Source organism: Leifsonia sp. NPDC014704 (assembly GCF_043083605.1).
GTDB lineage: Bacteria > Actinomycetota > Actinomycetes > Actinomycetales > Microbacteriaceae > Leifsonia.
Map to the genome: position 1 here is coordinate 1523617 of NZ_JBIBYW010000001.1, position 11701 is coordinate 1535317.

11 protein-coding genes are annotated in these 11701 nt (G+C 71.2%); 10 read left to right on the forward strand and 1 reads right to left on the reverse strand.

The window, feature by feature from the left end:
• Positions 1–67: 67 nt before the first annotated feature.
• The 6 genes from ACF1AJ_RS07440 to ACF1AJ_RS07465 are packed head-to-tail and all read left to right on the forward strand — an operon-like array spanning position 68 to position 6248.
• A complete protein-coding gene (locus tag ACF1AJ_RS07440; RefSeq protein WP_391506756.1) occupies positions 68–1399 on the forward strand; it encodes an ABC transporter substrate-binding protein in 1332 nt (443 codons plus the stop codon).
• 10 nt (positions 1400–1409) lie between these two features.
• Positions 1410–2393, forward strand: a complete 984-nt coding sequence (locus ACF1AJ_RS07445) for a carbohydrate ABC transporter permease (RefSeq protein WP_391506757.1) — start codon at positions 1410–1412, stop codon at positions 2391–2393.
• Complete coding sequence (locus tag ACF1AJ_RS07450; protein WP_018190310.1) at positions 2390–3301, forward strand: carbohydrate ABC transporter permease; 912 nt, start codon at positions 2390–2392, stop codon at positions 3299–3301. Before ACF1AJ_RS07445 ends, ACF1AJ_RS07450 begins: the two co-directional genes overlap by 4 nt.
• Positions 3302–3305: 4 nt before the next feature.
• Positions 3306–4577: a 6-phospho-beta-glucosidase gene (locus tag ACF1AJ_RS07455; RefSeq protein ID WP_391506758.1), complete on the forward strand. Its 1272-nt coding sequence runs from the start codon at positions 3306–3308 to the stop codon at positions 4575–4577.
• Positions 4574–5578, forward strand: coding sequence for an N-acetylglucosamine kinase (locus tag ACF1AJ_RS07460; RefSeq protein WP_391506759.1), 1005 nt, complete (start codon positions 4574–4576; stop codon positions 5576–5578). Before ACF1AJ_RS07455 ends, ACF1AJ_RS07460 begins: the two co-directional genes overlap by 4 nt.
• A gap of 37 nt (positions 5579–5615) precedes the next feature.
• On the forward strand, positions 5616–6248 hold the full coding sequence (locus ACF1AJ_RS07465; protein ID WP_391506760.1) for a protein-L-isoaspartate(D-aspartate) O-methyltransferase: 633 nt from the start codon (positions 5616–5618) through the stop codon (positions 6246–6248).
• A gap of 7 nt (positions 6249–6255) precedes the next feature.
• Here the strand turns inward: ACF1AJ_RS07465 and ACF1AJ_RS07470 are convergent, their stop codons facing one another.
• Positions 6256–7002 carry a gamma-glutamyl-gamma-aminobutyrate hydrolase family protein gene (locus ACF1AJ_RS07470; protein WP_391506761.1) on the reverse strand — a complete coding sequence of 249 codons (747 nt, stop codon included), beginning with the start codon at positions 7000–7002 and terminating at the stop codon, positions 6256–6258.
• 124 nt (positions 7003–7126) lie between these two features.
• Between ACF1AJ_RS07470 and ACF1AJ_RS07475 the strand changes: the two genes are divergently transcribed.
• Genes ACF1AJ_RS07475 through ACF1AJ_RS07490 form a run of 4 tightly spaced genes read left to right on the forward strand, consistent with a single transcriptional unit; the run spans position 7127 to position 11697 of the window.
• Positions 7127–9217 carry a TPM domain-containing protein gene (locus ACF1AJ_RS07475; protein ID WP_391506762.1) on the forward strand — a complete coding sequence of 697 codons (2091 nt, stop codon included), beginning with the start codon at positions 7127–7129 and terminating at the stop codon, positions 9215–9217.
• 56 nt (positions 9218–9273) lie between these two features.
• Positions 9274–10023: a PspA/IM30 family protein gene (locus ACF1AJ_RS07480; RefSeq protein ID WP_391506763.1), complete on the forward strand. Its 750-nt coding sequence runs from the start codon at positions 9274–9276 to the stop codon at positions 10021–10023.
• Positions 10020–10901: an arginase family protein gene (locus tag ACF1AJ_RS07485; protein WP_391506764.1), complete on the forward strand. Its 882-nt coding sequence runs from the start codon at positions 10020–10022 to the stop codon at positions 10899–10901. The genes ACF1AJ_RS07480 and ACF1AJ_RS07485 overlap by 4 nt, the downstream gene beginning before the upstream one ends.
• Before the next feature lie 10 nt (positions 10902–10911).
• Positions 10912–11697, forward strand: a complete 786-nt coding sequence (locus tag ACF1AJ_RS07490; protein ID WP_391506765.1) for a crotonase/enoyl-CoA hydratase family protein — start codon at positions 10912–10914, stop codon at positions 11695–11697.
• Positions 11698–11701 lie beyond the last annotated feature (4 nt).

Sequence of the window (11701 nt, forward strand, 5' to 3'; positions counted from 1 at the left end):
GCATCCACCCGCACCACTCCATCCCGCACCACCACACCTGCACCCACCGACAGTGAGGGAGCCACCCGTGAAACACCGCCATCTCATCGCCGCGGCAGCGGTCACCGCCGCCGCCGCGCTCGCCCTCTCCGGCTGCTCCGGCGGCGGAGGCGGCACCGACTTCGCCGCCAGCACCCCGAAGGACCTCAGCGGCACCGTGTCGTTCTGGCACTTCTTCTCCGACCGCGAGGCGAAGGTCATCCAGTCCGTCGTCGACGACTTCGAGAAGAAGTACCCGAAGATCACGGTCGACGTCCACTCCGGCCAGGACGACGAGAAGCTCCAGAAGGCCATCGCCACCGGCAGCAAGGTCGACGTGGGCCTCTCGTACTCCACCGACATCGTCGGGAACTTCTGCTCGAACGGCGCCTTCCGCAGCCTCAACAAGGTGATCGAGCGCGACGGCGTCGACATGAGCCAGTTCTCCGACACCGTGAAGTCGTACACCGAGTTCAAGGGCACCCGCTGCGCGATGCCGATGCTCGCCGACGTCTACGGCCTCTACTACAACACCGACCTGCTGAAGGCCGCCGGCTACACCGCGCCGCCGAAGACGCTCAGCGAGCTGGAGTCGATGGCCGAGAAGCTGACGACCTTCAACCCGGACGGCTCCATCAAGACCCTCGGCTTCAACCCGACCATGGGCTGGTACGAGAACTCGGCCGCCCACGTCGGTCCCGCCGCCGACGCGAAGTGGCTGAAGTCCGACGGCACCAGTGCGGTCGGCTCCAGCGAGGGCTGGAAGGAGCTGATGACCTGGCAGAAGAAGTTCGTCGACACCATCGGCTGGGACAAGCTCAACGCCTTCACCTCCGGGCTCGGTCAGGAGTTCTCGGCCGACAACGCGTTCCAGACCGGGCAGGTCGCGATGAACCTCGACGGCGAGTACCGCACGGCGTTCATCGACGACCAGGCGAAGGACCTCCACTACGGCACCGCGCCCTTCCCGACCGCCGATGACCAGACGCAGCTGTACGGCGGCGGCTACATCACCGGCAACATCATCGGTATCTCCAAGGGGTCGAAGCAGCCCGAGCTCGCCTGGGCGCTGCTGCGCTACCTGACCACCGACACGGACGCCGTCGTGAAGCTCGCGAACGGCCTCAAGAACGTGCCGACGACGAAGGATGCGCTCGCCTCGCCCAAGCTGGAGGTCTCGGAACAGTTCAAGACGTTCCTCGACATCGCGTCGAACAAGAACGTCCAGACCACGCCGCCGAGCCCGCTCGGCCCCGGCTATCAGCAGTCGCTCCAGGACTGGTGGAACAAGTACCAGAGCCAGGGCGGCGACCTCGACGCCGGACTGAAGTCGGTCGACAAGCAGATCAACGACGCGCTCGCGTTGAGCACCGGGCCGTGAGCCGGACGCCATGACCGCGACCGCAGAACGCGTGGGGCGGGCCACCGCCCGCCCCACGCGCCGCTCCCCGGCCCGCCGCAAGCGCTCCCTGGTGACGCTGGCGCTGCTGGCGCCGGCCCTCCTCGGGCTGCTGATCTTCTTCGTCTACCCGCTGATCGCCTCCGTCTACTACTCGTTCACGCGGTTCGACCTGGTGTCGCCGCCACAATGGATCGGCCTGCGCAACTACCAGTACCTGTTCACGCAGGACCCGAACGTCTGGCTGGCGACGCTCAACACGCTGTGGTTCGTCGTGATCTGGGTGCCGGTGAAGACGGCGTTCGCGCTCATCGTCGCCGGGCTCCTCGCCCGAGCGCGCCGCGCATCCGGCTTCTGGCGGACGGTGTTCTACCTGCCCGCCCTCGTGCCGCCGGTCGCGAGCGTCGTCGCGTTCGTCTTCCTGTTCAACCCGGGCACCGGACCGGTGAACCACATCCTCGGCTTCTTCGGCATCCAGGGACCGCTGTGGTTCAACGACCCGGCCTGGTCGAAGCCCTCCCTCGTGCTCCTGGGAATCTGGGTCATGGGCGACGTGATGATCATCTTCCTCGCCGCCCTGCTGGATGTGCCCCGCGAGCAGTACGAGGCGGCGTCGCTCGACGGCGCCAACGGCGTGCAGAAGGTGCGCTACGTGACCATGCCGTCGATCGCCCCCGTGCTGCTCTTCGCCGTCGTGACCGGCGTCATCGCGGCCATCCAGTACTTCACCGAGGCGGCCGTGGCCTCCTCGGTCGCGTCGGGCAAGGCCGTGGTCGGGCAGGGCATCAGCTCCAACCTCGGCTACCCGGACGGCTCTCTCCTCACGTACACGCAGTGGCTGTACGTGCGCGGCTTCGGCACCTACCAGCTCGGCTACGCCTCCGCCCTCGCGGTGCTGCTGTTCGTGGTGGCCGCGGTCATCCTCGTCCTGCTGCTCCGCCGCTTCACGGCGTTCACCCCGGAAGGCGCGCAATGACCTCGGCAACCCTCACCCCCGGCACGGCGACGACGGACCGTCCCGCCCTGCCGCCCCGCCGCATCCCGACCCCGCGGTCCGCCCGCGCCCGGCGCATCCTGAGCTGGATCGCCGAGCACGCGGTGCTCGTCGTGCTCGCGGTGCTGTTCATCGCGCCGGTGATCTTCGTGTTCCTCACCTCGCTGATGTCGAGCGAGCAGACACTGACCGCATCGCTCTGGCCGCAGCCGTTCCACTGGGACAACTACGTCAAGGTGTTCACGACGGTGCCGCTCGCGCAGTGGTTCGCCAACTCCGCGATGTACGCGGTGCTCGCGACGGCCTTCATGCTGCTCTCGAGCGTTCCGGCCGCGTACGCGCTCGCCAAGATCCGGTTCCGCGGCTCCGGCGTGCTGTTCACCGTGATCATCATCGCCATGCTGCTGCCGCCGCAGGTGACGGCCATCCCGATCTACGTGATGTGGTCGCAACTGGGACTCACCGGGACGCTGTGGCCGCTCATCCTGCCGAACCTGCTCGGCGATGCGTTCTCGATCTTCCTGCTCCGGCAGTTCTTCCTCACCATCCCGAGCGAATACGCCGACGCTGCGCGGATCGACGGCAACGGCGAGTTCGGGGTGCTCTGGCGGGTGGTGCTCCCGATGGCGAAGCCGGGAATCGCGGCCACCGCGATCTTCCTGTTCTTCGCTTCCTGGAACGACTACTACGGGCCGCTCCTGTACACCTCCGAGAACCCGGCCGCGTGGCCGGTCGCCTACGGCCTGGCGTCGTTCCGCGGCGTCCACGGCACCGATTGGGGGCTCACCATGGCCATGACGATGCTCGTCACCGTCCCGGTCGTCCTCATCTTCTTCTTCGCCCAACGCGTCTTCGTGGAGGGCATCACACTCACCGGCGTGAAGGGATAAACACGTGAAACTGACGGTCGTCGGAGGCGGCTCCACCTACACCCCCGAGCTCATCGACGGGTTCGCGCGGCTGCGCGACCTGCTCCCGATCGAGGAGCTCTGGCTGGTCGACCCCGATCCGGAGCGCCTGCGCCTGGTCGGCGGGATGAGCCGGCGGATGTTCCGCGCGGCCGGCCACCCGGGTCGCGTCGTGCCCACCTCGGACCTGGTCGCGGGCGTCTCGGACGCGGACGTCGTCCTCATCCAGCTGCGGGTCGGCGGTCAGGCGGCGCGTCACGGCGACGAGACCTGGCCGCACGAGTGCGGCTGCATCGGTCAGGAGACGACCGGCCCCGGCGGCTTCGCCAAGGCCCTGCGGACGGTGCCGGTCGTGCTGCGCGTGGCCGACGCGGTCCGCACGCACGCAAAGCCGGGCGCCTGGATCGTCGACTTCACCAACCCCGTCGGCATCGTGACGCGCGCGCTTCTCCAGGAGGGCCACCGCGCGGTCGGGCTCTGCAACGTCGCCATCGGCTTCCAGCGGCGGTTCGCCGGGATGCTCGGCGTCGCCCCGGCACAGGTGCAGCTCGGTCACGTGGGGCTGAACCACCTGACGTGGGAGCGCTCCGCCCTCGTCACCGACGACTCCGGAACCCGCGACGCCCTCCCCGAGCTGCTCGGCACCCGGCTGGAGCAGCTCGCGGAGGAGGTCGAGCTCCCCGCGTCCCTGATCCGGCTGCTCGGCGACGTGCCCAGCTACTACCTGCGCTACTACTACGCCCACGACGAGGTGCTCCGCGAGCAGCTCGACTCCCCCACCCGAGCCGAGGCCGTGCAACGCGTCGAGCGCGAGCTGCTGGAGCTGTACGGCGACCCGGCGGTCGACACCAAGCCCGAGCAGCTCTCGCAGCGCGGCGGCGCCTTCTACTCCGAGGCGGCAGTCGACCTGATCGCCTCGCTGACCGGCGACCGCGGCGACGTGCAGGTCGTGAACCTGCGGAACGACGGAGCGCTGCCGTTCCTCCCCGACGACCACGTGATCGAGGTGTCCGCGAAAGTGGATGCGCGGGGCGTCACCGCGCTCCCCATCGCCCCGCTGCCCGCCGACCACGCCGGGCTGATCTCCCACGTCGCAGGCTACGAGCGGCTCGCGCTCGACGCCGCAGTGCACGGCGGACGCGACCGCGTGCTGAGGGCCATGCTCGCGCATCCCCTCGTCGGTCAGTACGATCGGGCCGAGCGGCTGACCGACCTGCTGATCGCTCACAACCGCGACCACCTGGAGTGGGCCAAGTGACCGACGACAACGCGCCCATCGCGCCGCTCGTGATCGCCGTCGACGGCGGCGGATCGAAGACCGACGCGGTTGCGCTGGAACTCGACGGCACGGTCGTCGCCGAGGCCAGGGGCACCACCTCCAGCCCGCATCTGATCGGGATGCGCGGCTCGGCCGACCTCGTCTCCGCCCTGATCGGTCGCCTGCTTGAGCAGACCGGACCGCGTCCGATCGCCGCCGCCAACCTGTACCTCTCGGGCCTCGACCTGCCCACCGAGATCGACGACTTCCGGGCGAGCATCGCCGGGACGCCGTGGGCGGCGGCGACCGTCGACAACGACCTGTTCGCGCTGCTCCGGGCGGGAACCGACGAGCCCGATGCGGTCGCCGTGGTCTGCGGCACCGGGATCAACTGCGTCGGCGTGCGCGCCGACGGAGCCGTCGTCCGCTACCCGTCGCTCGGGACCATCTCGGGCGACTGGGGCGGCGGCTGGCATCTCGGCGAGCGTGCGCTCTGGCATGCGGCGCGCGCGGTCGACGGGCGAGGTCCGGCGACGGAGCTCGCGCGGGCGGTCCCCGCGGCGTTCGGGCTGGACAGCGTCCAGGCGGTCATCGAAGCGCTGCATTTCGGCCGCCTCCCGAACCGCGACCTCGCGCTGCTCGCACCGACCGTGTTCGCGAGCGCGCGCGCCGGGGACGCCGTCGCGGCAGCACTGATCGACGAGCAGGCGGAGGAGATCGTCACGTTCGCCGTGACGACGCTGCGCCGGCTCGACCTGCTCGACCGGCCGGTCCCCGTCGTCCTCGGCGGCGGCGTGATCGGCGGGCGCGACGAGCGGCTGCTCGGCACCATCGAGCGGCTGCTCGCCGAGCGAGCGCCCGCAGCACGTATGGAACTCGTGACCGCGGCGCCCATCCTCGGCGCCGCCCTCCTGGCGCTGGAGTCGGCCGGTGCAGACCCGACCGCCTTGGATGCTGCGCGACGCACTCTGGAGGAGCGACCGGCCGCGGTGGTTCAATAGCCGCACGGACCACGATCACGACGTCGAGCGGGCGCGGATGGTCGAGCGGCAGCTCGTCCCGCGCGGGATCGAGGACCAGCGCGTCCTCGATGCGATGCGACGTGTGCCCCGGCACCTGTTCGTGGAGCCGTCGGCCGCGCCGTACGCGTACGAGGACCATCCGATGCCCATCGGCGACGGCCAGACCATCTCGCAGCCGTACATCGTCGCGCTGATGCTGCAGGCGGCGCGGATCGGCCCGGAGGACGTCGTGCTCGACGTGGGCACCGGCTCGGGGTACGCGGCAGCCGTCGCCTCGCTCCTCGCGCATCGCGTGGTCAGCATCGAGCGGCATCCGGGGCTGGCGGTGGGGGCCGCAGCGACCCTGGACGCACTCGGCTACCGGGTGGAGGTGGTGACCGGCGACGGCACGCTGGGCTGGCCGTCCGGCGCCCCGTACGACGTGATCCTCGCCGCGGCGACCGGTCCGGCCGTGCCGGACGCCTGGCTGGCGCAGCTCGCGCCGGGCGGACGCGTGGTCATGCCCGTGGGACGGCCGGGAGGCGCACAGCACCTTGCCGCCTTCACGCGCGGCGACGACGGGTCGCTGCACGAGACGAATCTCGGTGGTGTGGCGTTCGTGCCCCTGCTGGGCGAGCAGGGCTGGCCCGTGCGCCCGTCGCGCGGCTGACCGCGGGTCAGGCCGCGACGACCTCGCGGGCCTGGATGGCGACCCGCAACGCTCCGAGCAATGCCGCCAGCTGTCCGGCCGGGGCGGCGATGTCCTCGGGGTGCCACTGCACCGCGAGGAGCGGGGCGTCGGCGTGCTCGATGGCCTCGACGTGGCCGTCGTGCGACCGGGCGGTGACGACGAGGTCGGCGCCGAGCGCATCCACCGCCTGATGGTGGGCGCTGCGCACCTCGAGCGACCCGGCCCCGAGGAGGGCCGCCGCGCGGCTGCCCGGCTCGACCTGCACGGTGTGCGTGGTGAGCACCTGCGGGATGGGGACGCCCCGGTTCACGTGGGCGCACTCCTCGCCGAGGTCCTGCACGAGCGTGCCGCCCAGGGCGACGTTCACGATCTGGAGCCCGCGGCAGATTCCGAGGAGCGGCGTTCCGCGCACCAGGGCGGCGTGCACCAACGCGATCTGCGCGGCATCGGCCGCCGGCAGGTGCCGGGACTCGTTGGGGTAGCCCGTCCGGCCGCCGTAGAAATCGGGATGGATGTCCTCGCCGCCGACGATGACGATCGCGTCGGCGGGCTCGGTCTCGGCGAGCAGTGCGTCGGCGCCGCGGTCCGCCGCGAGCCGGTCGACCCGCCAGCCCTGCGCCTTCGCCTCGGCGATGACGTTGCCGACGAGCAGCTGGACGTAGTCGTGGTAGGCCGGATCATGGCCGCGGAAGCGCGTGGCTTCGACGACGGCGATGGTCGGCTGCTCGGACATGATCCCATCCCAGCAGCACCACCGGCCGAGCGCACGGGTGGCCGTAACAGGCTGAAACAGTGACACTGTCGGAGAGCACCAATAGACTCGGCTGCGTATCAGCCGGACCCGAGAGAGTGGGTGGATGCGCTTGCGACGTCTGCTGACCGGAGCCCTGCTGGCGCTCGGACTCGTAGCGGGGCCGACGCTGCTCACGGCCTCGCCGGCCTCCGCACAGGAGCCGGTCGATCTCGGTCCCAGCCACGTCGTCGATCAGGCGCAGGTGCTCAGCGGATCGGACGAGTCGACGATCACGTCGGCCGCGAAGAAGCTCTACGACGACCACCGCATCGACCTCTACGTCGTCTACGTCGACCGGTTCACCGACCCGACCGAGGCCGCCGACTGGGCCAACGAGACCGCCGCGCGCAACGGACTCGGGCAGCGCGACTACCTGCTCGCGGTCTCCACCGAGGGCCGCACCTACTACCTGTCGGGCGACGACAACGGACCGGTGAGCGCCGACCAGCTCGACTCCATCGAGCGCAACGACGTCGAGCCGAAACTCCACGACGGCGACTGGGCCGGGGCGGCCGTCGCCGCCGCGAACGGACTCGGTGACGCCGTCGGCGGCGGAGGTGGGGGCGCCGTGTTCTTCTGGGTCTTCCTCATCGGCGTGCTGATCGTCGGACTGGTCGTGTTCCTGCTCGTCCGTTCGCGCGGCTCCCGCAAGAAGAAGGCCGCCGCGGGGCCGACGACGCCGCAGAGCGAGTTGCAGACCATCTCCCTGGCCGACCTCGAACGGCGGGCCGGGTCCGCGCTGGTGCAGACCGACGACGCCATCCGTACGAGCGAGGAGGAGCTCGGCTTCGCCACCGCCCAGTACGGAGCGGATGCGGTGGTGCCGTTCCAGTCTGCACTCGACTCGGCGAAGGGGCAGCTGCGCGAGGCGTTCACGCTCAAGCAGCGACTCGACGACGCGGAGCCCGACACCGACGAGCAGCGCCGCGAGTGGAACATCCGGATCGTCCAGCTCTGCGCCACAGCCAATCAGGCATTGGATGCGCAGGCCGACGCCTTCGACGAACTGCGGGCGATCGAGAAGCGCATCCCCGAGGCGAGTGCCGAGATCGCCACCCAGGCGGCGGCCCTTCGGCAGCGTCTCGCGGCGACGCGCAGCACGCTCGACGGACTGGCGCAGCGGTACACCGACGCCTCGCTCGGCACCGTCAATGACAACATCGATCAGGCGACGCAGCGTCTCGACTTCACCGACACCGCATTGGCGGGCGCCGCGCAGAAGGCGGCCGCCGGCGACGCGGGCGCCGCAGCCGTGGGCGTTCGCGCCGCCGAGGAGTCGGCTGACCAGGCCGGTCTGCTGCTCGACGCGGTCGACCGGCTCGGCACCGACCTGGCCGCGGCGCAGCAGTCGCTCGACGGCACTCTCGCCGAGCTGCGGAGCGACCTGGCGGAGGCGCGGGCGCTCGCCACCTCCAGCGACCCCGGCGGTGCCATCGCCGCGGCGGTCGCCGGCACGGAGCAGACGGTGAACGACGTGCAGGCGGCCCTCTCCGCCGGGCGCGTCAACCCGCTCGAACTCGCCCAGCGGCTCGACGCCGCCAACCGATCCATCGACGGGGTGCTGCAGGGCGTCCGCGACGCCCGTGCGCAGGCGCAGCGCGCCCAGTCCGCGCTCCAGCAGACCCTGATGACCGCGAAGGCACGCGTGTCGGCGTGCGAGGACTTCATCACCGCACGACGCGGAGCCGTCGGCGCCGAGGCGCGCACCCGGCTGGCGGAGGCTGCCCGGCTCGTGGTCCAGGCCGAGCAGACCGCGGCGACCGACGCCGTGTCCGCCCTGGCCCAGGCCCAGCGGGCTGCGGACCTCGCAGACCAGGCGACGCAGCTCGCCCAGCAGGACGTCGGCGGATTCCAGCCGGACCTCGGCGGGATGGGCGGATCAGGCGGCGGCCTCGGCGACATCTTCGGCGGCGGCACGTCGGGACGCGGCGGCGGGAGCGGCACGATGGGCGCGATCCTCGGCGGCATCCTCATCGACTCCGTGCTGCGCGGCGGGATGGGCGGCGGAGGCGGCAACTGGGGCGGCGGCGGAAGCTGGGGCGGCGGCGGTTTCGGCGGAGGCGGCAGCCGTACCCGCAGCGGCGGCGGCGGTTTCAGCGCAGGAAGCTTCGGCGGCGGGGGCACCCGCAGCCGACGTGGCGGCGGACGGTTCTGAACCGCCGGACACATCTCACAAGCGCCCAACGGGGGCGGGAGCGAAAGGAAGAGCACATGGCGAAGCAATCCATCTTCGGACGGATCTCGCAACTGTTGCGAGCGAACATCAACGCCCTCCTCGATCAGGCGGAGGACCCGGAGAAGATGCTGGACCAGATGGTCCGCGACTTCACCAACAGCATCGCCGACGCCGAGAGCGCGATCGCGGAGACCATCGGCAACCTGCGGCTGCTGGAAGACGACCACCGCGAAGACGTGGAGGCTGCGGCCGAGTGGGGCGACAAGGCGCTCGCCGCCAGCCGCCAGGCCGACCAGTACCGCTCCTCGGGCGACACCGCGAACGCCGACAAGTTCGACAACCTCGCCAAGGTCGCGCTGCAGCGGCAGATCTCGTCGGAGAACGAGGCGAAGGCCGCCGAGCCGCAGATCGCCGCGCAGACCGAGGTGGTCGAGAAGCTCAAGTCCGGCCTCAACGCCATGAAGGAGAAGCTGGAGCAGCTGAAGAGCAAGCGCTCCGAGCTGATCGCGCGCGCCAAGAGCGCCCAGGCGCAGGCCCAGGTGATGGATGCGGTGAAGAGCGTCGACATCATGGATCCGACCAGCGAGGTCTCCCGGTTCGAGGAGAAGATCCGCCGGGAGGAGGCCAAGGTGCGGGGCGCGCAGGAGCTCGCCGCATCCAGCCTCGACTCGCAGTTCGAGCAGCTCGACGACCTCGGCGAGATGACCGAGGTCGAGGCCAGGCTCGCCGCGCTGAAGTCCGGCGGAGGGTCGCAGGGGGCCGTGACCTCGGGCGCCCAGGGGTGAGCGGCGCGTCCTTCCTCGTCGTCCCGCAGTGGCAGGGGTCGGGGTCGTCGCGGGCCATGCGCCTGATCGACGGCGCCGACGCCATCCGCGGCGACCTTCCCGGTGCCCGGACGCACCAGGTGCCGGTGCCCGCCGCCGCAGGCGAGTCGCTCGGCAGCGGGGTCAACCGGTTCTCGTCTCTCGCGGCCGTCCGCGAGGCGACGGAGGCCGAGCTCGCACTGCTCGAGGCGCCCGTCGTCACGGTCGGCGGCGACTGCGGGGCGGAGCTCGCCCCCATCCAGCACGCGCTCGCCGCGCATCCCGCCGGGTCTGTCGCTGTCGTCTGGTTCGACGCGCACGGCGACCTCAACGACGTCGACTCCTCGCCGTCCGGCGCCTTCCACGGCATGGTCCTGCGCGCGCTCCTCGGCGACGGACCGGACGGTCTCGCATCGACGGGTCCGTCGGTGCTCGCCCCTGCGCAGCTGATCCTCGCCGGGGTCCGGGCCCTCGACGACGGCGAGTCCGCTTTCGTCGAGCAGGAGGGCATCCGCGTCGTCGCTCCGGGCGAGCTGGACGACCCGGAAGCGATCGTGAACGCGGTGGCGGCCACCGGGGCGGCGGCGGTGTACATCCACATCGACCTCGACGTGCTCGACCCCTCCACCATCGACGGGATCGGCTATCCGGAGCCGTTCGGGGTGCTCCCGGAGCGGCTCACCGAGGCGATCCGGGCGCTCCGCCGGCGGTTCGAGCTCGCGGGCGCAGGCCTCATGGAGTTCGCTCCGGAGAACCCGGACGCCGCCGCCCACGATCTGCCCGTCATCCTCCGCATCCTCGGATCGCTGACCGGCCCGACCGCGTCGCAGGCCGCGGTCGGCGCCGAGGGGGCGCGGTAGCTTGGGAGTCATGAGCGAGCCCAAGATCCTGACCGAGCGGCGCGGGCACGTGCTGCTGATCGGCCTGAACCGTCCGGAGAAGAGGAACGCGGCGGACTTCGAGCTGCTGAGCCAGCTGGCACTGGCCTACGGGGAGCTGGAGCGCGATCCCGAACTGCGGGTGGGTCTCGTCCATGCCGTCGGCGAGCACTTCACGGCCGGCCTCGATCTGGCCGACCTGGGGCCGCGCATCGGGAAGGACGGGCTCTCCTTCGTCGACGACGACGGCATCGACCCGTGGCAGGTCTCCGGGCAGCAGCTGACCAAGCCTGTCGTCATCGCCGTGCAGGGCACCTGCCTGACCCTCGGTATCGAGCTGATCCTCGCCTCGGACGTCGCGGTGGCCGCCCGCGGGACGCGGTTCGGGCAGATCGAGGTCACGCGCGGCATCCTGCCGTTCGGCGGCGCCACCCTCCGCTTCCCGCGGGCGGTGGGATGGGGAAACGCGATGCGCTACATCCTCACGGGCGACCTGTTCGATGCCGCCGAGGCGCACCGCATCGGCCTGGTGCAGGAGGTCGTCGAGGACGGCGAGCAGTTCGACCGTGCCCTGCAGCTGGCCGAGCGGATCGCCGCACAGGCACCCCTGGCGGTCCAGGCCGCGCTGGCCAACGCGAAGCGGGCGGTGCGGGACGGCGATGCCGCGGCGGAGGCCGAGCTGCAGCCCTCCCTCGTGCGGCTCGTCGGCAGCGAGGACGCCCGGATCGGCATGGAGGCGTTCCTCACCCGCACGGAGGCGCGCTTCGTCGGCCGCTAGGCAT